General features: G+C 70.9%; 17 protein-coding genes and 4 pseudogenes. 9 read left to right on the top strand and 12 right to left on the bottom strand.

Annotated features, from left to right (window positions below; all coding sequences use genetic code 11):
* Window positions 1-25: 25 nt before the first annotated feature.
* The 3 genes from ACIA6T_RS28275 to ACIA6T_RS28265 are packed head-to-tail and all read right to left on the bottom strand — an operon-like array spanning window position 26 to window position 2033.
* Window positions 26-856: a hypothetical protein gene (locus ACIA6T_RS28275; protein ID WP_399449304.1), complete on the bottom strand. Its 831-nt coding sequence runs from the start codon at window positions 854-856 to the stop codon at window positions 26-28.
* A gap of 11 nt (window positions 857-867) precedes the next feature.
* Window positions 868-1746, bottom strand: coding sequence for an XRE family transcriptional regulator (locus ACIA6T_RS28270; RefSeq protein WP_399449303.1), 879 nt, complete (start codon window positions 1744-1746; stop codon window positions 868-870).
* Window positions 1746-2033, bottom strand: a complete 288-nt coding sequence (locus ACIA6T_RS28265; RefSeq protein WP_399449302.1) for a hypothetical protein — start codon at window positions 2031-2033, stop codon at window positions 1746-1748. The genes ACIA6T_RS28270 and ACIA6T_RS28265 overlap by 1 nt, the downstream gene beginning before the upstream one ends.
* A gap of 401 nt (window positions 2034-2434) precedes the next feature.
* On the opposite strand from ACIA6T_RS28265, the pseudogene ACIA6T_RS28260 reads away from it, so the two are divergent.
* The 4 genes and pseudogenes from ACIA6T_RS28260 to ACIA6T_RS28245 form a co-directional block, all read left to right on the top strand.
* A pseudogene (locus ACIA6T_RS28260) lies at window positions 2435-3196 on the top strand (NADP-dependent oxidoreductase); the annotation flags it as partial.
* Between the two features lie 34 nt (window positions 3197-3230).
* Window positions 3231-3708 (top strand): annotated as a pseudogene (locus ACIA6T_RS28255) (MarR family winged helix-turn-helix transcriptional regulator).
* Window positions 3709-4065: 357 nt separating this feature from the next.
* Window positions 4066-4824 (top strand): MerR family transcriptional regulator, encoded by a 759-nt coding sequence (locus ACIA6T_RS28250; protein WP_399449300.1) that lies wholly within the window; start codon window positions 4066-4068, stop codon window positions 4822-4824.
* A 285-nt stretch (window positions 4825-5109) separates the two neighbouring features.
* Complete coding sequence (locus ACIA6T_RS28245; RefSeq protein ID WP_399449299.1) at window positions 5110-5697, top strand: DinB family protein; 588 nt, start codon at window positions 5110-5112, stop codon at window positions 5695-5697.
* Window positions 5698-6025: 328 nt separating this feature from the next.
* On the opposite strand, the gene ACIA6T_RS28240 is transcribed toward ACIA6T_RS28245, so the two are convergent.
* A complete protein-coding gene (locus ACIA6T_RS28240) occupies window positions 6026-6658 on the bottom strand; it encodes a DUF6461 domain-containing protein (protein ID WP_399449297.1) in 633 nt (210 codons plus the stop codon).
* Window positions 6659-6757: 99 nt separating this feature from the next.
* Window positions 6758-7456: a NucA/NucB deoxyribonuclease domain-containing protein gene (locus ACIA6T_RS28235; RefSeq protein WP_399449296.1), complete on the bottom strand. Its 699-nt coding sequence runs from the start codon at window positions 7454-7456 to the stop codon at window positions 6758-6760.
* 30 nt (window positions 7457-7486) lie between these two features.
* Between ACIA6T_RS28235 and ACIA6T_RS28230 the strand changes: the two are divergent.
* Window positions 7487-7666, top strand: a pseudogene (locus ACIA6T_RS28230) (IS701 family transposase); the annotation flags it as partial.
* Between the two features lie 382 nt (window positions 7667-8048).
* Here ACIA6T_RS28230 and ACIA6T_RS28225 read toward each other — a convergent pair.
* Entirely contained in the window at window positions 8049-9215 is a 1167-nt protein-coding gene (locus ACIA6T_RS28225) for a site-specific integrase (RefSeq protein ID WP_399449295.1), read from the bottom strand.
* Window positions 9216-9403: 188 nt separating this feature from the next.
* Between ACIA6T_RS28225 and ACIA6T_RS28220 the strand changes: the two genes are divergently transcribed.
* Entirely contained in the window at window positions 9404-9910 is a 507-nt protein-coding gene (locus tag ACIA6T_RS28220) for a hypothetical protein (protein ID WP_399449294.1), read from the top strand.
* Between the two features lie 54 nt (window positions 9911-9964).
* Here ACIA6T_RS28220 and ACIA6T_RS28215 read toward each other — a convergent pair whose 3' ends face one another.
* Together ACIA6T_RS28215 and ACIA6T_RS28210 are read right to left on the bottom strand one after the other, a co-directional pair.
* Complete coding sequence (locus ACIA6T_RS28215) at window positions 9965-14533, bottom strand: trypsin-like peptidase domain-containing protein (RefSeq protein ID WP_399449293.1); 4569 nt, start codon at window positions 14531-14533, stop codon at window positions 9965-9967.
* 77 nt (window positions 14534-14610) lie between these two features.
* Complete coding sequence (locus tag ACIA6T_RS28210) at window positions 14611-15039, bottom strand: CU044_2847 family protein (protein ID WP_399449292.1); 429 nt, start codon at window positions 15037-15039, stop codon at window positions 14611-14613.
* A 318-nt stretch (window positions 15040-15357) separates the two neighbouring features.
* On the opposite strand from ACIA6T_RS28210, the gene ACIA6T_RS28205 reads away from it, so the two are divergent.
* On the top strand, window positions 15358-16848 hold the full coding sequence (locus ACIA6T_RS28205) for an FG-GAP repeat protein (RefSeq protein ID WP_399449291.1): 1491 nt from the start codon (window positions 15358-15360) through the stop codon (window positions 16846-16848).
* Between the two features lie 182 nt (window positions 16849-17030).
* On the opposite strand, the gene ACIA6T_RS28200 is transcribed toward ACIA6T_RS28205, so the two are convergent.
* From ACIA6T_RS28200 to ACIA6T_RS28190, 3 genes are all read right to left on the bottom strand, one after another.
* Complete coding sequence (locus ACIA6T_RS28200; protein ID WP_399449290.1) at window positions 17031-17648, bottom strand: TetR/AcrR family transcriptional regulator; 618 nt, start codon at window positions 17646-17648, stop codon at window positions 17031-17033.
* A gap of 106 nt (window positions 17649-17754) precedes the next feature.
* Entirely contained in the window at window positions 17755-18744 is a 990-nt protein-coding gene (locus ACIA6T_RS28195) for a DsbA family protein (RefSeq protein WP_399449288.1), read from the bottom strand.
* 304 nt (window positions 18745-19048) lie between these two features.
* Window positions 19049-20014, bottom strand: coding sequence for an NAD(P)-dependent alcohol dehydrogenase (locus ACIA6T_RS28190; RefSeq protein ID WP_399449287.1), 966 nt, complete (start codon window positions 20012-20014; stop codon window positions 19049-19051).
* A 101-nt stretch (window positions 20015-20115) separates the two neighbouring features.
* Here ACIA6T_RS28190 and ACIA6T_RS28185 point away from each other — a divergent pair, with 101 nt between their 5' ends.
* Both ACIA6T_RS28185 and ACIA6T_RS28180 read left to right on the top strand, forming a co-directional pair.
* Complete coding sequence (locus ACIA6T_RS28185; RefSeq protein WP_399449286.1) at window positions 20116-20796, top strand: TetR/AcrR family transcriptional regulator; 681 nt, start codon at window positions 20116-20118, stop codon at window positions 20794-20796.
* A 97-nt stretch (window positions 20797-20893) separates the two neighbouring features.
* Window positions 20894-21097 (top strand): annotated as a pseudogene (locus ACIA6T_RS28180) (transposase); the annotation flags it as partial.
* Between the two features lie 177 nt (window positions 21098-21274).
* On the opposite strand, the gene ACIA6T_RS28175 reads toward ACIA6T_RS28180, so the two are convergent.
* Window positions 21275-22753, bottom strand: coding sequence for a hypothetical protein (locus tag ACIA6T_RS28175; RefSeq protein WP_399449285.1), 1479 nt, complete (start codon window positions 22751-22753; stop codon window positions 21275-21277).
* Window positions 22754-23116: the final 363 nt, after the last annotated feature.

The following is a 23116-nucleotide window of genomic DNA, read 5'->3' as shown; positions in this document are numbered from 1 at the left end:
TCCGCACGTGGAGCCGGTGTCCGGGTCAGGACGTGGCTGCGCCCCGATGTGCGCAGGACGGCCGTGCCCGGGAGTTCTCGTTCCGGTCGTGGTCCGTGCGGACGGGCAGGGCGGGCGCGGTGGCGCGGGGGGCGCGGGTGCGGGCCTTCCACGGTGGGGCGGTGGTGAGGAGGAAGTCGATCCTGTCGGCGAACCGGGGTTCGGGGACGGGCAGTTCGATGTTCGGGTGGCGGTCGTAGTGGAGGGTGACGGCGTCGGCGACGTAGTTGGTCAGGGCGTCGATGCGGTGGGGCCGGCGGCGGCGGCCCGGGGCCGCGAGTTCGCTGAGGATGCGGAGCACGGTGGGGAGTCCGGCGTCGAAGCGGATGTCCGTGGGCGGGCATGTGCCGGCGACGGTGAGGGGTTCCGACGCCCCGTCCTCGGGGGTGAGGTCGAGGCCGGTCTGCTGGGCGTAGAAGGCGGCGGCGTGCTGCTCGCCGCGGACGCGGTGGTGCAGGGAGAGGGTGTAGCAGGCCGGGGGGTGGCCGTCGCCGGCGGCGTACTGCCACCAGAAGCGGGCGCCGTCCTCGATGCCCGCGAGGTGGAGGGCGCAGCCCAGGAGCCAGGCGCTGTGGTGGTCGGGGACCTGGTCGGTGAGGAAGGCCAGGACGTCGGGGGTGAGGGCGGTGACGGCGGTTTCGCACAGCGTGTGCAGTTGCCGGGCCGCGGCCGGGTCGGGGCGGTCGGGGCCGGCGGGCGGGGCTGCGGCCGGCAGGGGGGCGGGGCAGGTGCCGTCGTCGTGGGGGACGGTGTCGTCGGGGACGTCGGGGTGGTGGTGCAGGCGGGCTCGGGCGAGGAGCTGGTCGATGGCAGACATGGCGGGCGGGGTCACTCCCGGGTGTCGGGGGCGTCGAGGAGTGCCTCGACGGTGGCGCGGGCGTGGTGGTCGACGGCGTGGGCGATGGCGGGGCTCAGGCCGAGGACGTGGGGGATGCGCTGGTCGGGGATGCCGCACAGGTAGTGCAGGACGGCGACGTCCATCTGGTCGTCGGGCAGGCGGCTGATGGCGTCGAAGAGATCGACCAGTTCGGACAGGGCGATCATGTGTCCGGGGTCCTGGCGGGTGCGGATCTCGCGGGTGGAGAAGACGGCGGCGCGCAGATCGGGGTGGCCTTCGTGGCGGGGGGTGCGGAGCATGACCCGGGAGCGCAGCAGGAGCCAGGCGTAGCGGTTGAGGTTGGCGCTGGCGGTGGCTTCGCTCCAGGAGAGCCACAGGATGTCGTTGGTCTCCGCGACGACACCCCGGGCCCGCCGGTCGGTCAGGAGGAAGGCGCGGGCGTACTCCAGGTAGGGGTGGTACATGGTGTCGGTGAACGCCTGGTAGGGCAGCGGGGGTCCTTCGGCCTCGTGGGCGACCTGTTCGATGCACTGGCGGATCCACTCGGGCCCCTTGTGGGCTTCGCGGGCGGCGGCCGTCCACAGCCGGCGCATGGGTTCCGTGGGGATGTCCAGGGCGCGGATCACGCTGAAGGTGATCTCCCAGGCGGGGTAGTAGCCGTTTCCGCGCAGGAGTTCGCTGATCCGGGTCTTGGAGTAGCCGGACCGGTCGACGAGATCGTCCAGGGTCAGGCCGCTGGTGCGGTGCACGTTGCGGACGGGTTCGAGCCAGGCGCGGTGCAGCGGGCCCGCCTCCGGGGAGATGGGGGCCGGCGGGCGGCCCCGTCTGACGCTGTGTGGTGGGGGCTGGGCGGCATCGGACGACGGCATCACCGCGGCGCCTCCTGACCGCCCCGCCGCAGCCCGGCCGGGTCGCCGGCGGAGGACGGTACGGCGTCCACGGAGGACGGTACGGCGTCCACGGAGGACGGTACGGCGTCCGCGGGACGGGAACGTCCGTCTGACGCCGTGAACGCCTGGACGACCTGCTGCACGAGCAGGCCCAGGGAGGGCAGCAGGACCGCCGCGGCGGCCGCGTGCCCGAGCACGGTCATCACCGTGCTCCATGTGAGGGCCGCCGCCAGGACGACAGCGGCCACCACCTTCTTACTCGACATCGCACTCTGTTCCTGTGATCGAACGGCACCAATGAGCCCTCCGTCGGGCGGTGCTGAAGCGCCATCAGGAGGGACCGCCAGAATGGCCGCACACAGCCGTCCGACGCTATGTGATCATGGGATTACGGAACAATAAGAAGATCCGCCACCTCCCGCTACGCCCCGCCACCCGCCTCGCGGGCCTCATAGCGCGGGGGTTCATCCCTTTGAGGAGAAAAACAGCACTTCTGCTCTGCAATTGCACGCGATCCCTCATCATGGATGTTCGCAAGGCGCCACTCGACGCCGCACCACGTGCGGCCCCCTGTGCTGAAGAAGGAAGAGGGGGCCGCACGGCCCACTGTCCGTGCGCCTCGGCCCCACACGGCCGGGCGAGAGGACCGACGGGTCCCCCGTTCAAGGAGGCCGTCTTCCCCACCACGCTGCCCGCCGTGCCCGGCGGGGAGATCGCCGGTGTGGTCGACGCCGTCGGCGAGGACGTCGACCACCTGAAGGTGGGGGACGAGGTCCTGGGCTGGTCCGACACCGGCTCCTACGCCCAGTACGCCCTGGCGTCCGCGGCCGTCCTCGCGCCCAGGCCGGCCGGCCTGGACTGGACACACGCCGCCGCCCTGCCCGTGGCGAGCGACGGTGCCGAACGCGTGCTGGACCTGCTCGGCGTCACCTCGGGTGAGACGCTGCTGATCCACGGAGCGTCCGGCGCGCTCGGCACCATCGCCGTCCAGCTCGCCGTCGCACGCGGCGCCCGCGTCATCGGCACCGCCGGACCGGCCAACCAGGAGTACGTCACCTCGCTCGGCGCGACCGCGCTGGTCTACGGGGACAACCTGGTCCAGCGGGTCCGCGAGCTCGCCCCCGGCGGGGTGGACGCCGTCTTCGACGCCGCGGGCAAGGGCGCACTGGAGGACTCCATCGTCCTGCGCGGCGGCACCGACCGGATCGTCACCACCGCCGACTTCCGCGCCCGTGAACTCGGTGTCGTCTTCGCCGAGGGCCCGCAGCGCCGCTCCGCCGCACGGCTGGCCGAACTGGCCCGGCAGGCCGCCGACAGCACACTGGTGACCACGATCAGCGCCACCCACCCGCTGGCAGAGGCCATCGAGGCGCAGCAGGCCAGCGACGGCGGCCACAACCGCGGCAAGATCGTCCTCACCGTCGACTGACCGATCACCCCACCCGTGTCACCAGGGAGCAGCAATGTCCGACACCACCTCACCTGAGCTGCCGGACGCGGCGCGCGACGGGCGATTGAGCTACGCCATCTTCCAGCTCGCCCGCGCACACCGCGGCCACGCCACCGCCATGCTGCGCCTTGAACCTGCACCCGGGACAGGAGCTGCTGCTGACGCAGCTCTTCGACCGCGACGGCCGGACACAGGCGGAACTTCTGGAGCGTGTCGGCCTCGACCACTCCACCGTCTCCAAGTCACTGCGCCGTATGCAGGAGGCCGGACTGCTCACCCGGGAGCCCGCTCCCCACGACCGGCGGGTCATGGTGGTCAGCCTCACCGACGCCGGCCGCGCCCTGCGGGAGCCCATCGCCGACAAGTGGCGCGCCCTGGAGCAGATCTCCGTACGCGACCTGACCCCTGACCAGGTCGAGATGTTCACCACGTGTGCGCGCACCATCGAGAAGTCGGTCAGGGACCACAGCCGGCAGGCACCCGTCGAGTGATCAGGCACGGGCAGGCGGCCCAATCGCCGGGCGAACCGCCCCCTGCCCCGCGCGGAGCGAGGGCGCCCCGAAGGCAGCCCTCGCTCCGCGCGGGGCGACAAGAACCTCCGCGGACGCCTCGACGACGCGATGAGTGACGACAGCGATTCCACAGGGGCTCGGCGGGCGCCCAGGTTCTGGGCCCGGAATGTTCACGGGTTCCGGCAGCGGACGGAGGCCGTGTCGTCCTGGTGTGCACCGCGTCCGTTCGATCGCGGATCTCGGGTTTCGGGGTTGCAGTTGCCGTTGCGGCAGCTTCTACCGTCGTGACCAGGGCCGGAACGACCGGCCCGGCGACACATACGTGCGGGAGTGGAGATGGACTGGCCGATCGCGGAGGTGGCACGGATGTCGGGCGTGACCGCCCGGACACTGCGCCACTACGACGAGACCGGCCTGCTGCCGCCGGCCAGAATCGGCACCAACGGCCACCGCTACTACGGGGAACGCCAGCTCCTGCGGTTGCAGCAGATCCTCGTGCTGCGGGCGCTGGGTGTCGGGCTGCCGGAGATCGGCCGGATTCTGTCCGAGCAGGTCGACGAGGTGGACGCCCTGCGCAGCCACCACCGGCGCCTCCTGGCGGAGCGGGACCGGATCGACGTCCTGGCCGGCACCGTCTCCCGCACGATCGCCGAACTGGAGCAGTCCAGGAAGGAGGACCGTCCCATGACCATCAACCGTCCGGAGAACCTCTTCGAGGGTGTGACGCCCGCCCACTACGAGAACAACATGCGCGACTACCCCGAACTCGCCGAAGAGGTCGGACAGCGCGCCGCCACGATGAGCCAGGCCGACGCCGACGCCGCGCACCGTGAGCGCACGGCGCAGATGATCCGGCTGGCCGAGCTCATGGCCGCCGGTCACCCGGCCGACGCCGCCCCCGTCCAGGCCGAGATCCACGCCCAATACCAGGCACTGAGCCAACTGCGCGCCGTTTCCGCCGAGGACTACCGGGCCATCGCCCGCTCCGTCGTCGACAACGAGACCTGGCGCGCCGCCTACGAGGCCATCGCCCCGGGGCTCGCCGAGTACCAGCGCGACGCCATGGTGGCCTACGCCACCACCCGGCTGAGCTGAACCACGCCGCAGCCGCCATCGCGGAGAGCAACGATGGCGGCTGCGGCGCGCCGAGCCAGGCCGACGATGCTCGATTCCGACGACCGGCTGCTGCGTTCCCAGCGAGTGTTCTTGATCCCGAAGGGCCGTCGCCGGGTGGTAGCAGGGCTCTGTTTCCCCTCTTCCGGGGAGATGACCTCTGGCTGTCAGCAACCCCGGCCATGGCCAGGCCTCGGCTCCGCCGGTCGTCGCGGACCACGTACGGGATCTTGAGGCCACGAGCAGCCCGTGGCAGGCTCATGCCGCGTGATCGATGAATTCGCGAAAGACAACCTGCACGGGAGACTGCGGCGGGACCGCAAGGCGCTGCTCTGGAAACTCGACGGCCTGTCCGAATACGACGCCCGCAGGCCTTTGACAGCGACCGGGACCAACCTCCTCGGCCTGGTCAAACATGTGGCCACCGTCGAGGCCAGGTACTTCGGCGAGGTCTTCGACCGCCCTTCCCCGGAACCGCTGCCCCGGTGGCAGGACCACTCCGACGGCAGCGATCTGTGGGCGACCGAGGACGAGACCCGCGATCAGATCACCGGGTTCTACCGGCGCACGTGGGAACACTCGGACGCGACGATCAACGAGCTTCCCCTCGACGACCCCGGCCACGTGCCGTGGTGGCCGGAGCCTCGTCCCAACACGAACCTGTTCGCCGTCATGGTCCATGTCCTCGGTGAGTCCATCCGGCATGCCGGGCACGCCGACATCCTGCGCGAGGGCCTCGACGGCCGGACCGGGGTGCGCGCCGAACACGAGAAGCAGATCGACGAGGAAGCCCGTGCGGCCCACTGGGCGAAGATCGAGCAGGCCGCCAGGTGGGCCGCACCGATCAAGGCCTAGTACTCCAGTGTCACTTCGTGATCTATCCAGCAGGTTCGTGGTCGGATCGTCGTCGGTAGTGGTTGTGTCGGGCTGTTGCCTGGTGGTGGAGTGGACGCCACCGCTGACCACGGTGTAGCGCAGGAAAGGGATAGCAGTGGACCGAGACGGCCGGATTTCCGGTGGGGATCCGGTACCACAGATAGATTGGCTGCGTGGAGTGCGGCCCTGCCTGATGCCGCCCACGATGTCTCGCTCGGTAACCCGCTCGATCTTCCCCAAGGCGCACAGATAGTCATACGGTCCGAGGCTGAGGGCGTAGGCGAGCGGCGGGCCGGGACCGCCACGGCTACGGCAGGCGGCCCAACGGTCGGCCGGTCCGTCGGGAACTCCTTTGGGGAACCTCCGGATATTGCAAGGGCGGATCCGGGTAGCGGAGGGCGACTCGGTCAGGCTCGTCAATGACCGTGGTGAGCAGCGGTCCGTGAAGCTGCTCCGTAGTGAGTTCGTGTCCAGTATACCGGGCAATGACCTCTAGAGAGGCCGCTATCGGGCGCGTACTTGCGGCGGTAAGTACGTGCACTTGTTCCGCGAATGCATGAGAACTCTCGCCGTGAACGCTGGACGGGAATCCCGGCTCGAACTGCTCGACGATTCTTCCGTCCGTCACATACTGGAAGGATTTCAGGGCCTTCGCGGTCCGAAACAAGATTATCGATTCGGTCTTATGTGACAGGTCGCGCATGACTTTGCTTGTGGAGCCAATGAAGTCCTCGAACTCGATACAGAAGGACCATTCACCCAACTGTCCGGCGCAAATTACGGTACCCAGCGGCGGGGCATCAGGAATGTCTTTTGCGTGCATCAAGCGAGCGCTGTTCAAGTCGGCCCCATAGATTTCCATCACTTCTTCGGGGCTCTTGTGTAAGGTCAGGCTCAGGCAGAAGTTTTCAGAATCTGAAAGGCGCCAAGAACTGGGCATTATTCTTCCTGCCATCGCGATTGCCGGTCTCGCCTTTCATGAAAGGCGAGACCGGCATGGTTCTCAACCCTGTTGAAGCGGTCTGGTGTGGACGCGGTGTTATGTGGCGTCTACCACCATGTCGAAGTAGTCCGGTATGTCGAGGTGGAATGCGTCTCCCTCGATCAGGCGCCATTTTGCCACATACCGGCCGCACTCGCCACCAGCATTCGTGTTCTCGATAAGATTGACGTGGCTGCGCACGCAGGGTTCGGTATAAGTTACCGGCCTGTCATTCCACGCCTCGAAAAATTTGTACTTGCCGTCCTCCTGGCGCACAGGCTGGATCTCGGCGCACAAGGCTGCCTCTTGTCCGCCTTCCTTGGTCGAGGCGAACGGGTACTCGTCACAGGAGTCGTCAAGAATCTCCGGCTTTTTCTCGAATTTCGCGCACGTTATCTCGCGCCTGTCATCGCCGTCCTTGGTCTGGTGCAGCGGGTTGCCGCCAACGAGGCCCTTTTGGTCCGGGAGGTTGTGCTGTGCCCACCCGTATGTGGCGGCCGCGGCGCCCCACTCGCTGATCGGAAGTTCGAGGGCCGGCTGTTCCGGGGCGGTGTTGTCCACGCACCCGGTGCTCTCATTTCCGAGTTTCGTGAGATGGGTGTTGCAGCGGACCTGCTTCGGATGGTCCCAGTTCACGTTGGGCTTCGTGGGTGTGGATCCGGTGTGTGTGATGTACAGGTGGTACTTGGTGGTCGTGAAGTCGACCTTATCGACTGCGGGGACATCTCGGTATGTCACCGACCCGGTGGCCAGCACCCCGTTGTCAACCTGTGCTGGTCACCCGCCATGGTCACCCTCGCGGAGCTGGTCCGCGTCGCCAGCGTCCGCTGGAGCGTCGAAGAGTGCTTCCAGGCCGCCAAGGGCCAGGTCGGACTCGACCACTACCAAGTCAGGCACTGGACCTCATGGCACCGGCACATCACCCTCGTCATGCTCGCCCTGGCCTTCCTGACCGCCCTCGCCGCCGCCTCGGCCCTCAACCCGTCCGCCGATCCGCACCACCTCGCCCGCAGCCGCGATCCGATCAAACTGACCGTCCCGGAGATCCGCCACCTGCTTACCGCTGCCCTCAACCCACCAGCCGTGACCGCGACCAGGCTGCTGCACTGGTCCAACTGGCGCCGACGCCACCAGGCGACAGCCCGACGCAGCCACTACCGACGACGGGCCGGCAATGAACCCGCTGGATAGATCACGAAACCGCACTGGAGTACTAGTCGGACATCCCAGGCAGCCTGACATCGGCTCCCCTACGGGCGCTTGCGATTTCTGAGCACCTCGGCCACCTGATATACCCCCTCTCGGTCGCCCGTCACGCGACGATTGAACTGAGCTTCAGTCAAGTTCCTTACTGTGCACGGGCTTTGGCGCGGGCCGCGTGCAGTGGGTTGTTCGTCTTGCCCCGGGCGGGCTCGATGTAGTGCTTGAGGACCGTGGGGGAACCCGGCTTCCACCGGCCCTGGGCGGTCGGGTCTCCGCCTGCTTCGGAGATCTCCTGTGCCGGGCCCCGGCGCAGGCCGTGCGCGGTCACCGCGCGGCCGCCGGGGGCCTTGACGCCGGCGAGCCGGGCACGGGTCTTGACGATGTTCCCGATCGCGTCGGGGCTGAGGAAGTCGCCGCGCGGCCCGGAGCGCGGGCGGATGGTGCCGCCGCGGGTGATGTGCCGGAACAGCGGGCCGGACGTGATGCCGTGACGGCGCAACTCCTCCAGCCACGCGCGTACTCGGACGACGGGGCAGAGGGACGGGACCTCCGGGTCGGCCGGTACGAACGTGTCCTCGCCGTGGGCGGCCTGGTCGGTCTTGGAGAACGCCACGCGCACGGTCACGCCGTCGTCCTCCACGACCAGGTGCTCGACCAGGAGGTTGGCGAGCTCGCTGCGGCGGGACAGCATCCCCCATCCGAGGGTGAGCAGCGCGGCGTCCCTCAGGGCCTTCGGCTGCTCGCGCCCGTCGGCCGCGGCGCAGGTGGCCACCATGGCGGACAGGGCCGCGGTACGGATCGGCGGTGCCTTCCTGGGCGCGCGGCGCCGGGCCCGCTCCCGGGCGTGCCTGCGGAGGACCTGCCGGGCCTCCTTCATTCCGGGCTGCTGTCCGTCGGGGTGGGCGGAGCGGATCGCCGACATGTGGACCTGGACGGACGAGGGCGCCAGGTCCCGTTGCACCAGGTGTCCGACGTACTCCACGAACGTCGCCGTGGTGCACGGCATCGGCACCCGGCCGTTCTCGGCGCACCAGGCGTGGAACTGCCCGAGGGCCGAGCCGTAGGTGCGGGAGGTGTTGGCGGGCGGCGCCCCGTCGATCAGGTCGGCCGTCTCCTGCGAGATCCGGAAGTCGGCTTCGGTGTACGTCGGCTGACCGGCCGTCGTCGGGATCGGGGCGTCCGGCCGGAGCAGCGTGTGCCGGCCGACGAGGGGGCGGTGTGCCGGCGTGTCCGCGAGGGCGGGGAGCGCCCGGTCCTCGTCCTCGTCGACCAGCTCGGCGTCGACCACTTCCACGGCGACGGAGTCGGCCATGTGCCCCTCCCTCAGGACAGCCTCGTATAAGGGAAATTATACGAGGCTGTTCGCGCCGTGCCGCCGCGCCACCCGAACACATGCAGAATTCCGGCCGGTTTCTCCGGGACCTGTACGGCGAGGGGTTCGGCGGGTCATACTCCCATGCAGACCCCGGAGAAGCGGGCAAGTATCCGCCGGAAGGCTCCATGAGAATCACCATCGAAGGCGCATCGGAGGAGTTCGAGCGGAAACTGCTCGAACTCCTCGCCGAGCACCGCCACGAACTGACGGTCACCGCGGACACCGAGTGGACCGTCGACCGGGCCGAACGCTACCTCCGCTCGCTGCCCGCCGGCGCCCGCCGGTTCGCCCGACTCGTCATCGACCGCCACGGCATCGCCAGCGCCGTCCTGCTGCGCGAACAGCTCGGCAAGCTCAACGGGCCCACCGTCGCCCTGTCCCGCGCCATCCCGCGCGGGGTGCGCGAAGGCTGGTGGCCGGAGGGCACCCGGGCGCCCATCACCGTGCTGTACGACCCGGAGAACCCCTCGTGGCAGAAAGCCGTCGCCTACCGGATGAGCGCCGAGGACGTACCCGTCTTCCGAGCCGCCCTCGACCGCATGGCCACCACCGAACGGGAAGCCGGAGAGGCGAGTGCCGGTACCGGGGCATCCCGCGTGCCGGACGTCCCCGGCCGAGCAGAGGACCGGTGACGGCCGGAGTCGCGGAGCTTGCCCCGAGCTCCGGCACAGGGGCGGGTTCCGGCCTCAGTCCTGCGCGGGGTCGGGGCAGACCTTGTCTGGCAGCCGGCCGGGCAGGCCGCGGCGTTCGTCGTCGGTGAGGCCACGGCCGATCACCTTGCACAGATGCCGTTTCCACAGGGTGGGGTCCAGCCGGGTCAGCGAGAGGGGAGACTTCCCGAGCGCGTCGAGTGAGGACTCCGGGGCGGGAGAGCCGAACAGTGCCTTGCCGTCCCTGGTGGCGGAGACGACGCGCTGGCTCTCGGCGAACTCGTAGGTCTCCCGGTACGACGGATCGTCTGCCTTCAGGAAGGTCACAGAACTGTCGGCGGCCAGGAAGTAGTGGGCGCCACTGGGGTTGCCCGTCGCCCACTCGCCGGGCCGCAGCGGCTTGGGGAAGGCTGCCACCCGACGTGGTCGTTGTCCCAGCTCGACGGACCACAGCTCCAGGATGCGTCCCGAGGTCAGTACGGCCATGTAGCGCGTGTCCTTGAGGAAGTACGCGGTGAGGAAGTCGTCGGCGAATCGGATGCGGAGGTCTTTCCTCTCCCGGCCTGTTCGCAGGTCGACGGCGTGCAGGTCCGGTTCGCCGTCCACGCTGACCGCCAAGAGGTCCGGGTCGCGGTGGGCAGTCACGTAGTAGTCCGGCCGGCTCCCTGATGTGAGCCGGAGGTCCTTCAGATCGATCGAGGAAAGACGACGTCCCTCGCGTGCGTCCCACTGTTCGACGCGGGACCCGACGACCGTCACGAGCCGGTCACCGGGCAGGAAGGCGAGGTCGACGGGTTCCAGTTCGCCTTCGTCACCGGGCTCGGTGAAGAGGTCGTGGGGGTCCCAGTCGACGACGGGTGGTACGACGGCTGTCCTGAACTCCGATACGCGGCGCAGGGACGGCAGTCGGCGGACCGTCACCCGATTCTTGTCCGACACGTCCGCCATCAGCGTCTCGGCCTTGTTGATCGCGATGACCTGTTCCTTGGCCGGCGGTGTCTTGGCCTTGACGGACACTTCGGCGAGGTCGTTGTCGCCCTCGGTCTCCGTGACGCGCAGGGAGTCGCCTTTCTCTCCGAGGCGGACGAGTACCGTGCGTCCGTCCCCGAGCAGTCTCGGTACGCCGTAGGCGGTTTCTCCATCGGCGCTCACCAGGGTTTGGCCGGAGATCGAACTGTCGTCCTTGAAGGCCAGGACAGGCTCCCGTTCGGAGCCGAGCAAGGGTAGTTCCGGAGTGATGTCGAATTCGGATACGCCAGAAGGAGGTATGACTTTTCGTGGTCGATCGTCGCCGTTGGCGTTGACGATTTCCCAGGTGTCCCTGAGGCCGGTCAGGGCAAACCGGTCGCCCTTGGCGTCAAGGATCGTAGGTCCGCACCCGGTGTAATCGGCTCGGTAACTGCGCAGAACTCGCCGGTCCGTCACTCGTATCGTCTGGTACAGGGCGTTGGTCGAGGACTCGCTGTCCCCTTCATGGCAGGTGATGACCACGGTTCCGTCACTCGACACACCGCTCTGTTTGCCATCCGTGACCAGGCGTCGCCTCGTACCGGTCCGGATGTCGACCGCGTCCATCATCTCGGTGTAGGACGAGGTGGTCCCCATTGCCATCAGCGTGGCGTCGTCAGGGCCGAACCAAATGGACTTGATCCCGGGAATGATCTTGGGCAGGTCGCGTTGGCGTCCCGTCTTCAGATCCCAGACACGTACCGGGAACGTCGTGGAATCGGCCGCTGTTTCGACGAGGTATCGGGAGGTGCGCGAGAAGTCGATCAGCTTACGCTGGTTGCCCCAGTCATCCGGCTTGGCCTTCACCGGCGGACCTTTGAGCAGATGTGCAGGCCCCACCGGGTACTTCGCCGTGGGGGTGACATCGCGCCAGACAACGGCTCGGTCCTCGTCGCGCACATAGGCGATGCGCCGCCCGTCCAGACTGACCGTGGGCTGCTGGACGTTGGGACGGAGGCGGAGGTTGACCTGGCGCACCTTGCCCTGCTTCGTACGCAGGAACAGGGTCGCGCGCCGGGTGTCGGAGATCGCCAGAGTCACCGCGCCGTCCGCGCTCATGGCGACGCTGTCGATCTTCCCCTCGACGCCCGACAGGACCCAGGCCTTTTCCTTGACCGAGGCGTACCGGCGCAGCAACGCGTTGCGGGCTTCCTGAGTCGGGGAGATGTCGTAACCCGCGATCGCGGCCAGGGCGGCCTGGGCGGGATTGGTGTCGGCCAGCTCGTCCGCCTGCACGGCCAGCGACCTGGACCGGCCGTCCGCCGCCCGCTTCTCGCTCACCCGGGACTCCTGGACGAAGAACACGATCAGGGCGGCGATGAGCGCGAAAGCGAGGCCGCCGGCCGTCCAAGCCTGCCGGATGCGCCGCTGCCGGGCACGGTGCTGCTGTTGTGTCGCGTGTTGTATCGCGCGTCGTTGGCTGTCCGCGAGGTCGAGGAGTTCGGTCTCGGCCGCCGTCAGTTCGTCGGTGCGTCCGGCGAGTCGGCTTTCGAGAGAGACGAGTTGCGCGCCCCGCGGCAGGAGCTCGTCGGCACGTCCCGCGCTCTCCCAGCGTTCCCGGTCGTGCTGCAACTCCGCGCGTGCGGCGAGGAAGTCCCGGTCCTCGCGCACCACTTCGGACAGCGCCGGCCAGACCGTGATGAGGGCTTCGTGGGCGAGTTCCACGCTCTCCGGCACACCGGCCCCGCCGTGGAGCACCAGCAGACGCTCGTCCTTCCCGGCGAACAGCACGGCCAGGCGCCAGCGCCGCTCGCCGGCCTCCGCCCGGGTCAGCACCCGCCGCAGTGCGGGGGCGCCGCTGCCCGGCACCACGCGTACCAGTCCGGCGAGGAGCCGCCGCGCGTCCGTGACGGCTTCCATGGGGTCAGGGGTCTCCGGGGCGTCCGCAGGGTCCGGGGCGTCCGCGGGGTCCGGGGTCTCCGGGGCGTCCGCGGGGTCAGAGGAGCCGATCCCGGTCACGGACGGGACGTACTTCCGCCATGCCTCCTCCGCGTGCCTGCGCAGCGCGCCGGAGACGCCGCCGGCCCTCTCGTACGTTTCGACCCTCAGGCGACCGCCCGACTGTTCCTGCCACAGGTGCCGCAGGACGAAGGAGAGGAGGGGGAGGGCGCCGGGTTCACCGCCGGCGTCCTCGAGGATGCGGTGGGCCAGCCCGGGTTCGTAGGAGACACCGGGGACACGGTCCACGGGGCGGGTGATGACGGTGTGGAGCTGCTCCCGGGTCATCGGGGTCAGCGGCAGGACAACCCCCCGCTTCAACGCCGGGCCGAGGTGTTCGTGGCTGAGGGCGGCGTCGACGAAGTCGGCGCGCAGCGTGAGCAGCACCCGCATCCCGGCGGTGCGCCGGGCGGGGAACAGCACCGACAGGAGGGCTGTGAGCTCCCCTTCGGGCAGGTCGAGCAGTGCCTCGGCCTGGTCCAGTACGACGAGGAGGTCGGTGGTGGCGCTGCCGGTGAGCCGGTGGACGGTGTCCGCGAGGCCCGCCCCGGTCAGCCAGGTGGCGACCCGCTCGACGCCGGGGGCGCGTGGTGGCCCGAACCGTTCCTGGCGTGCCAGTTCGAGGAGTGCGACCGCCAGGGCATCCACCGGGTGGGAGGTGCGGCCGCAGTGGACGACCACCACCTCGTGGCCGGCGCGGCGCATGACGGGCGCCACCCCCGCGAGGGCGAGGGAGGACTTGCCGCACCCCGAGGGTCCGCACAGCGTCACCGCCGCGCGGTCACCGCGCAGTGCGGTGACCACGGCCTCCGTGTCCTCCTCGCGGCCGAAGAAGACGTCGGCGTCCTCCTCGCGGAAGGGCTCCAGGCCACGGAAGGGCGTCGGGGCCAGGAACGCCCCGGCGAGGACGGGGATCTCGTCGGCGAGCGCCCCGAGGTGCAGCATGTACGCCTGCTGGTCGTCCCGGGCCGGCCCCGCGGCCACGATCATGCCGACGACGGCGCCGAGGGCGTTGTCCCAGACCGGGCCGCCGCTGAACCCGCCGGTGACCCGGACCGTCTGTCCGTCGGCCCGGGACAGCTGTACCCAGCCCTTCCCCGCGGGGCCGAGGAGACTGCCCCGCTGCCACACGGGCCGGTCGGAGCTGTCGGTGAAACCGACGATGCGGGACCCGTGTTCCCACAGCCGCCGGGACAGGCTGGTCGGCAGTGGCCGCGCCCCCGGCACCGGACCGAGCAGTCGCAGCACGGCCACGTCGCCGCTGCGGTCCTCCCGGATCGGCACCCAGTGCGTCACCTCCGCTTCGACGTCGTGTCCCGGGGCCCCGGGCCCGGTGAGGAGCGGCAGGTCGACGGTGACCCGGGCCCCGGGGGGCACCTCGGTGTCGCGGGGTTTCCCTAGCGCGTCGCACACCACGTGGGCGCAGGTGAGGACGAGCCCGTCGCCGACGAGGAATCCGGTACCGGCGGAATCGCCGTGCCCGTTCCGGAGACGGACCGTCCCGGCGGCGAGGACGGTGTCGGCGTCCTCGTGCCCGCCGTGCTCGCCGTGCTCGCCGTGCCCACCGTGCCCGCCGTGCCCGCCGTGCCCGCCGTGCCCGCCGTGCCCGGCGTATCCGGATCCGGCCGCGGTACGGCCCGGATCGTCCTGGTCGTGCACGGGGACCTCCTCGGTGCGGTGGGGGAGCGGGAGGGTGCCGGCAGTGCGACGGCGGATGCCGGCCTGCCCTACGGGATTCAGCCCCCGGAGGCGGGGCCGTCCGCCGGGCCCCGGTCCGCGGACTCCGGTCCGGGTGCGGTTTCCGGTACCGCGTCCGTGCCGGCGGGGCCGTTGTGCCAGGTGAGGCTGACCGAGAAGTTGGCCTCCGCGGAGGAGCCCGCGATGAGGACCTTCGCGTCGGCGGAGAGCGACATGCCGAATGCGAGGGTCGCCTCGTCCGGCGGCCGGAGCATGCCGCGGCAGCGGCCGACGAAGGCGTCCGCGACCGGCCGTACGACGTCCAGCATCTGTTCCAGGGACTGCTCGGCCCGGGCGACGGCACGGCTGCCGCGTCCGACGCGCACGACCTCCTCCCCGACGTCGTTCACCCGCACTCGTACGACCTCGCCGCCGCTCCCCAGCGGCACGTCGACCATGTACACGGTTTGACCTTCCGACAGCGGCATGACGTCTCCGGATCGTGAACTGCACCTCTGTTCAAACGAGTTAGGCGTCCCGGAGGTGCGCGGAGAGGTTACCCGGCGGCGTGCCGGGAGTCACGGGGCCGACGAGGGCGGTGTGTCGGCGTCCCCTTGCCTCTGTCCGGGGCCGCGAACGGACAGGTGACGCGGCTCCACCGAACTCGGAGCACTCCGGAGTCCCCACCGAACCCGGAACGGTTCACCCCTCTGTCGCGGAAGACCGGCGGGCCACAACTTTCCCTCCGCGTCATGGATCCAACCTGTGACCGCGACCCACCGTCGCCCCGCACATCGGAGCAGATCATGACCCACAGACGTTCCACGGCCGTCGCCGCCGCATCGTTCCTGCTGCTGAGCGGTGCGGCCCTCACCGCCGCGCCCGCGGCCTTCGCGGGCACGCCCGGAGGCACCTACGCCGACGACCGCAACAGCGACTTCGACGGCGACGGCTACGACGACGTCCTGACCGGCGCTCCGGGCGGCACCGACGGCGGCAGGAAGGGGGCGGGCTACGTCACCGTCCAGTACGGCGCCGCGAGCGGCATCGGCACCGCCACCAGCGTCCCCCGGGTCCGCACCGCCGTCTTCGGTCAGGCGACCGCGGGGGTCCCGGGCTCCGCCGAGTCCGGTGACGGCTTCGGCGCCGCCGTGGCCACGGGGGACCTCGACGCCGACGGCTACGACGACGCGATCGTCGCCGCGCCGGGTGAGGACGAGGGTTCCGTGAGCGACGCGGGCCGGGTGACGGTCCTCTACGGATCCCGGACCGGGCTGACCCCCGCCCGCAGCGTCAGCCTGAGGTCGCAGGCGCCCGCGGCGAACGCCCGGTTCGGCCTGGCCCTCGCCGCCGCCCGGCTCTCCGGGACCACACCGGGCGACGTGCTCGCCGTGGCCGACCGCACGGGCGCCTCCCTGTTCGTCCACGGCGCCGGCTCCCTGGAAGGAGCGGGCCGGCTCGACACCGCCGGTGTCCCCGGCCGCGAATCGATCCGGCCCGTCTCCCTGACCACCGGGAACTACGACGGCGACGGATACGCGGACCTGCTGGTGTCCGGCGACAGCCTGGAGGAGGACCCCAGGCCACGTTCCTCCCTGTACATGGGCGCCGCGGACGGGCCGGCCTACACCCGCGACCTGGCCGGCGGTTCCGCCACGGCGTCCGGCGACATCAACGACGACGGATACGACGACCTGGTCTACGGCAGGCCCGACAAGCCCGAGGACGAGCACGAACCCCTCACGGGTGGAACCGTCGGCGTCTACCTGGGCTCCGAGGACGGCATGGAGAACGTGGACGAACTCGGCACTCCCGCGCAGGTGTGGGCCCAGTACACCGCCGGTGTGCCGGGCACCGCCGAACTGGGCGACGGCTTCGGCGCCGACGTCTCCCTCGCCGACATCGACGGCGACGGTCACGCCGACCTGACCGTGGGCGTGCCCGGCGAGGACATCGGCACCGTGGCGGACGCGGGCGGGGTGCGGATCCTGCGCGGTTCGGCCGCCGGGCTGACGGCGGTGGGCGCGAAGTCCTTCGACCAGAGTTCGGCGGGCGTGCCCGGGACGGCGGAGAAGGGGGACCGCTGGGGCGGACAGGTCCGGCTCGCCGACACGGACGCCGACGGCCGCTCCGAGCTGCTGGCCGCGGCACCCGGCGAGAACACCGGCGACGGAGTGGTCTGGTGGCTCGCCGCCTCCACCACCGGGACGGTGAGCACCGGATCATGGTCGTACGGCGGAGGCTCGCTCGACGCTCCCGGAACCGACGCGCGCTTCGGTGCGTCGATCGACGAGTGAGCCGACGCCTGTGCCGCTCCCCCTCCTGCCCCGGGCGGCCGAGCGCCTGGGGCGGGCCGCGGCCGGGGGGACAGCGCGCAGGGTGGTGACACCTCAGCGCACCAGCTCGTTCCCGAGCACCGCGAGCACCGGCGTCCGCGCCGGGCCGGTCGCCGTGGCCGCCACCCGCGTCCGTGTCACGGTCATCCCCCGCCTCGTACCAGCGCCCAGGTCAGATCGGCGACCTCGGTCACGCTCATGCCTCTCTCACCCTCGCCGTCGAACTCGTCGCGGACCCAGCGGCCGATGACCGCCAGCAGTGCCCCACCGAGGAAGTGCGCGCGCACCAGCAGTGCCCTCTCGTCGACCGCGTCCGGCGGGGTCCCGGTCAGCAGCTGCTCGAACCAGGCCTGCGCCAGGAGCCGTTCGAGGCGGGCGGCGAAACGCGGGCTGCCGTCCTCGCCGAGCATCCGGCGGTAGACGGCGCGGTGCTTGTCGACCTGGGTGAACAGGCTGACCAGGTGCACCGGAGTGGTGTCGGGCAGCGCATGCGCGTCCACGCTCAGCCGGCAGGCGCGGACCGCCTCGACCACACCGTCCATCGTCGACTCGGTGGCGTCGAGGAGCAGGTCCTCACGGTCCTTGTAGTGCAGGTAGACCGTGGCCCGGTTCACCTCCGCGCGCTCGGCGATGTCGCTCATGGTGATGCCGTCCAGGTCCTTCTCCATCGAGAGGTCCAGGACCGCGGAGCGCAGCAGCGCCCTGGTCCGGCGGGCGCGGGGGTCGCGTGAGGCTCCCCGGGTGTGGGAGGTGTTCGGCATGGGATCACGGTTCCACAACACACGACATGAGTGCAACACATGTCCATTAAGCGACATGTGTTGCACAACTGTCAGCCGGTTCCACGCCGCCGAGGACGTGCGCCGCTCACCCGGCCCTCCCGTACTCGGGGTTCATCGCGGCGGCGATCCGCAGATGCGACGCCGCCTCCTCCCCCTCCCCCCGCCGCTCCAGGGTCCGGCCCAGCAGCAACCGGGCGTACGCGTCGTCCGGGTTCTCCGCCACCAGCCTCTCCAGTCCGCTCCGCGCCCGCGACAGCTGCGCCGAGTGGTAGTGGGCACGCGCGGCGAGCATCCGTACGCTCCGCTCCTCGGGGTGCTCCGCCAGCAGCGGGCCCAGCAGCGTCAGACAGCCCAGCGGATCGCCCTTGTCGAGCAGCGCCTCGGCCAGCCGCAGCCGCTCGACCTCGGCCGGCAGCTCGCGCCGCGGCTCGGCCACGGCCCGCGCCACGAACCGCGCGATCACCTCGGGCGCGTGCGCCCCGGCCAGCGCCTCCCCGCCGATCACCAGGGTCGGCGAGGTCGTCACCCCGATCGCCTTGCCCCGCAGCAGGGCCTCCCGTACGTACTCCTCGGCCCCGCCCCCGCCCAGCAGCCGGGCACCCTCGGAGAACCCGGCGGCGGCGGCGACCTCCTGGAGCGTCTCCGTCCGGCTGATGTCCCGCCGCTCCACGAAGTGGGCCCGCAACACCCCCTCCAGCACGGTGTCCTGGAGGGCGGCCCCACCCTGCTCGTACGCGAGGGCGACAAGCCGGTGCGCGTCATGGCTCGAGGCCCGCCACGCCGCTCCCCAACGCGGGCCCAGCCCCTCGGCGGCCGCGATCTCCGAGACCCTGACCCGGTTCTCGGCCGCGCTCATCCCGGGCGCGCACCCCTGCAACGCCGCGTCCACCACGGGGTCCCGCAGCACCTCCTCCAGCGGCTGCGCCCGCGCCGGCGCCATCGGGTCGATCCGGAACGGCCGCCACACCACCTCGACGGGCTCGCCGCCCCATCCCTCGAGCGCCCGCGCCAGCCGCCGCTTGCCGATGTACGCCCAGGCGCAGACCACGTCCGCCCACACTTCGATGTGCCTCATGCCCCCAAGTTATTCAACACATGTCGTTTATTCAACACTCGTCGAACACGCTGCCCGAAAGCGACCCGCTTCACCCGGGAGCCGACCGACGCTTCCGGTCCCGGACGGGGGCGGCCCGGCTTCGACGGCTCACCGGCCCCGGCGAGCCGCCGGCGAACGCGGTGTCCGCGGTGTCCGCGGCGCCTCGGGGGATGCCGCGCGGTCTGTCGTCGATGGCATGGCGGTAGCCGGCGGTCCGCTTCGAGGCGGCCGTCCTCATCGCCGCCCTCAACGAGTGGCTGTGATCAGCACCTCCACAGACGTCCTACGCGACCCTGACCACGTACTTGCCCTGGACGCCGCCCGCCTCCAGCGCCCGGTGTGCCGCCGCTGTCTCCTCCAGGGGGAAGACCGTGTCCACCACGGGGCTCAGCTTGCCCTCGACCACATGGCGGGCGAGGTCGTCGAAGTCCGCCCGCGTGGGGTTGCCGCTGAAGAAGCGCACCCGCCTGTGCCCGTGGACCGCGCTGGCCGCGAGGTAGCCGAGCGACGCCACGGGCCGTTTCAGGTCGAAGGCGATGGTGACCATGCGCCCGCCGGGATTCAATAGGCGCCTGAAAGCCCGCAGGTCGGTGCCCACGGTGTCCAGGACCACGTCGAAGCGGCCCAGTTCCGCCAGCCGCACGGTCCGGTGGTCGACGGCCTCGTGGGCGCCGATCCCACGCACGAAGTCGAGGTTGGCGGCGCGGGCGAGGGCCGTGACCTCGGCGCCGTACGCCCGTCCGAGCTGGACGGCCGCATTGCCGACACCGCCCGCCGCACCCCGCACGAGGAGTCGTTCGCCGGGGCGCAGCCCGGCTTTGTCCCGCAGGGCGGTGACGGCCGTGGTGGCCACCGGCAGCGCGGCGGCGTCCACCAGGTCAAGGCCGTCAGGGAGCCGGCCGACCCGCTCGGCGGGCACGGTCACGTACTCGGCGGCGCTGCCGAACCCGGAGGTGCGGCCCAGGACACCCCATACACGATCGCCGGCCGCGAACCGTGTGACTCCGGCACCCGGTGCGGCGACCTCACCGGTGAAGTCCAAGCCGACGCGCTTGGGGAATTTCCGGCCGCTCAGGAGCCGGAGACGGCCGGCACGGGCTGCCAGTTCGCCGCCGTTGACGCTGAACGCGCGCACCCGCACAAGGATCTCGCCGGCGGCCGGCTCGGGACGTGGCACGCGGCCCGCGTAGAGCACATCGGGGCCGCCGTAGCGGTCGTAGAGCACTGCTTTCATCATGCGGTCGTCCATCGTTCCGCCTTTGCCGCCGAGGGCCGTACAGGGGTCTGGCGTCGACCGTAAGCTCTTAAGCGGACGCAATCGTCCGCTTGGACCGGAAGCGAGAGACAGTGATGGCGGAATCCTCTCGGATCACAGCCCGGGACGGGGTGCGGGCGGACGCCCGGCGCAACCGGGAGCGTGTCCTCGTCGCCGCCCGCGCGGTCTTCGCGGAGCACGGGATCGACGCCCCGATGGCGACCGTGGCCCGTCGGGCCGGGGTCGGCGTGGCGACGTTGTACCGGCATTTCCCGACCCGGGACGCCCTGGTGAGGGGCGCGTTCGCGCAGCAGATGGAGACCTGCGCGAGAGCGCTCACCGAGGCTCTGGCCGTCCCCGACCCATGGCAGGGCTTCCAGCGGTTGGTCGAGACGGTCTGCGCTCTGCAACGGGAGGAACGCGGGTTCCCGGCCGCGTTCCTCGCGGCCTTCCCGGAAAGCACGTCGCCACACGCGCAGTACCGGCAACGAGCCGAGCGGGACCTCACCACCCTGGTACGCAGGGCCCAGGCGTCCGGCGCGCTGCGCGCCGACTTCCACCCTTCCGACCTCGTCGTGGTCCTGTTGGCACACTGCGCTCTGGTGACCGCCCTACCGGATGACGGTGCGGCGTCCCGGCGCCTGGTGGCCTACCTGCTCCAGTCGTTCCGTGCCGACACGGCCAACGAACCGCTGCCCCCGCCGACCGCGCTGACACTGCACAGCCTCCCGATCGCGGCTGACAGTCCCCAGAGGCAGCGGCCCCCCAGAGCCTGACGTGAAACGGTACCTGCCGCAGGGCACGTCGAATCCGACAACTCCGCTTTCGCAACAGGCCCTGGCTTGACTCTGTCGGGGATCTTGGAGTGTCCCGGTGCGGCAGCAAGATCGACGGGCATGCTCGGGTGGTTCCGCCGACCGGTACCCGCGAGACGGGCGTCCGGGTCTCTCACCTGCTCAACCGGCCACCGTCTGTGTGCAGCAGTTCCTGCTCGGCCTGTCCGACCGGCAGGCCGCCGAGTCGGTCCGCTGCCGCATTGACTTCAAGTACGCCACGGCCATGGAACTGGACGGCCCCGGCTTCCACCACAGCGTGCTGGCCGGCTTCCGAGACCGTCTCGCCGAAGACGACCGCGCCGGCCGCCTCCTCGACCTCGCACTGGCCCGCCTCACGGAAGGAGTCAACGGTGAAAGGCCGGACCCGGATCCGAAAGAAAAGATCTTCGGCCGACTGCTCGCAGCGCACACGTCGGTCTCACAGGCCCGCCAGGGCGAGGAGCTGTTGCATGTGTTCGGGCGGCAGGTCGGGGTTGCCGGCTGCGGCGGTCGCGACCCGTTCCGACGGGTCGGCCAGCAACCGCGTCAGCTCGCGGACCGGAAGCCGGGGGTGGGTCGCGATCGTGTGGCGCACGGTGGGGTCGGGATCGGCGACCAGGCGGCGGACGAGTTCCACCGGCAGGTCGGGGTCGCGTGGGGCCAGTTGCCGCATCCTCGGATCGGGGTCGGTGGCCAGACGCCGGAGGACGTCCGTCGGGAGGGGGAAGTCGTCCGCCGGACGCCACCGGGTCTTCTTCACCGGGCGGTAGGCGCGGTCGATGCGTTCGGCGGTGGCCGCGTCGATCCGGTCCCGGGCGTGCAGGGCCATGGCCGTACGGACGCCGCTGTCCTCGTCGTCGAGCAGCCGGGCCACGACCGGCGCGGGGAGGTCGTCGGACATCGCTGCCGAAGCGCGGAAGCAGGCGTAGGGGGAGTCCACGTGCGGCAGGGGATCGGCGGTCACCCACGGCAGGCGCAGTGTCCGTAGCTGCAGGTGCGCCATCTCGCTCATGATCTGCCGTTCGAGCGCGTCGTCGTCCAGGTCGGCGTGGAGATCGGTGAGCCAGTCCTGTGGGGGCACGTCGGACAGGAGCCGTGCGTGGATCGCGGCGCGGGTCGGTTCGGGGGTGTCCCGGCGTGCGAAGACGCGGAGTCCGACCTGCGGGTTGAGGTCTTCGGCAAGGACGTCACGCAGCAGCGGTGGGAGGTCGGGGTGCCCGGCGAGTTCCTCCCGCACCTCAGGAATCGGGTCGTCGGCCAGCCGGCGGGCCGTGTCGGTGTCGAGGGTGCAGTGGCGCACCGCCCCGGCGCGCGTGACCGGGTCGGCCAGCAGCGCCGGGAGCAGGTCGGCGGGCGGTACGGGATGAGGAAGCCGTGCGTAGTAGGTCGCGCAGGCTCGTGCCCGCACCACGTCCTCGGGATCCGTCAGCAGAATCCGGCGCACCGCCTCCGGCGCCTGCGTCCACCACCGGGCGAGCGTCGCCCGTACCTCCGGATCCGGGTCGGCCGCCAGCCGGGCGCGCAGGTCCTCCGGCATCCGATCGCTCTGCGCCAGCCACTCCCGCACCCGCGGCTCGCTGTCGCCGAGCAGCCGCTCGAACAACTCGCGCGGTGCGCCGCCGTCCGCGCCGACCACCACGGCCTCCCGTACCTCCGGATCCGGGTGCTCGGCGAGCGTCATCCGGAAGGCGTCCGGCAGGCTGCGGTTGAGCGCGAGCGAGTGCGTGAGCCAGTGCTCGTCCAGGGCGATGATCTCGGCGATCATGCCGTCGGTCAGATCCGGGCGCCCGGCGACGCTGCGATGGCTCTTGTGGTGGACGAAGAGGCGGCGGACGAACTCGGGCGGCAACGCGGGGTTCTCCGCGAGTCCTTCCAGCACCTTGTCTAGGTGGACCGGCGGCGGTACGGCGTCCGACACGGCGCATGACCCTTCTGGCTCGGTGAGTCGACCGCCGAGTCTCCCATGCGCGATGCCCGCCGTCCCTGGTTCGAGGAACCGGGCGTCCGACAGGGCCCGTACCGCTCCGGCTCCGCTCACCTCATGCCGCAGGCCACTGACAACAGGTCCGACGACAACGGTGCCCGGCTCTGCTCACGGGACGCGACGCAGGCGAACCCGTTCCGCTTCATCACTGGTCTTGGAGCAGCACAGGAGGAGGCGGCGAAGTGGTGGGGGGGGGGGGGGGGGGGGGGGGGGGGGGGGGGGGGGGGGGGGGGGGGGGGGGGGGGGGGCGGGGGCGCGGGGGGGGGGCCGGGGGGGGGCGGGGGCGCGGCGGGGGCG

The sequence above is a fragment of the Streptomyces sp. NPDC051740 genome (genome assembly GCF_044453165.1).
Lineage (GTDB): Bacteria > Actinomycetota > Actinomycetes > Streptomycetales > Streptomycetaceae > Streptomyces > Streptomyces atrovirens.
The sequence above is the reverse complement of the archived record's forward strand: the minus strand, read 5'-3'. Positions and strand labels throughout refer to the sequence as shown.

Bases quoted from the DNA above. Each gene is read 5' to 3' on its own strand.
- ACIA6T_RS28210 (WP_399449292.1), bottom strand. From the start codon at position 15,039: ATGCCGCTGTCGGAAGGTCAAACCGTGTACATGGTCGACGTGCCGCTG.
- ACIA6T_RS28275 (WP_399449304.1), bottom strand. From the start codon at position 856: ATGTCTGCCATCGACCAGCTCCTCGCCCGAGCCCGCCTGCACCACCAC.
- ACIA6T_RS28240 (WP_399449297.1), bottom strand. From the start codon at position 6,658: ATGCCCAGTTCTTGGCGCCTTTCAGATTCTGAAAACTTCTGCCTGAGC.
- ACIA6T_RS28250 (WP_399449300.1), top strand. From the start codon at position 4,066: ATGGACTGGCCGATCGCGGAGGTGGCACGGATGTCGGGCGTGACCGCC.
- ACIA6T_RS28190 (WP_399449287.1), bottom strand. From the start codon at position 20,014: ATGGACGACCGCATGATGAAAGCAGTGCTCTACGACCGCTACGGCGGC.
- ACIA6T_RS28270 (WP_399449303.1), bottom strand. From the start codon at position 1,746: ATGCCGTCGTCCGATGCCGCCCAGCCCCCACCACACAGCGTCAGACGG.
- ACIA6T_RS28200 (WP_399449290.1), bottom strand. From the start codon at position 17,648: ATGCCGAACACCTCCCACACCCGGGGAGCCTCACGCGACCCCCGCGCC.
- ACIA6T_RS28195 (WP_399449288.1), bottom strand. From the start codon at position 18,744: ATGAGGCACATCGAAGTGTGGGCGGACGTGGTCTGCGCCTGGGCGTAC.
- ACIA6T_RS28225 (WP_399449295.1), bottom strand. From the start codon at position 9,215: ATGGCCGACTCCGTCGCCGTGGAAGTGGTCGACGCCGAGCTGGTCGAC.
- ACIA6T_RS28265 (WP_399449302.1), bottom strand. From the start codon at position 2,033: ATGTCGAGTAAGAAGGTGGTGGCCGCTGTCGTCCTGGCGGCGGCCCTC.
- ACIA6T_RS28220 (WP_399449294.1), top strand. From the start codon at position 9,404: ATGAGAATCACCATCGAAGGCGCATCGGAGGAGTTCGAGCGGAAACTG.
- ACIA6T_RS28205 (WP_399449291.1), top strand. From the start codon at position 15,358: ATGACCCACAGACGTTCCACGGCCGTCGCCGCCGCATCGTTCCTGCTG.
- ACIA6T_RS28185 (WP_399449286.1), top strand. From the start codon at position 20,116: ATGGCGGAATCCTCTCGGATCACAGCCCGGGACGGGGTGCGGGCGGAC.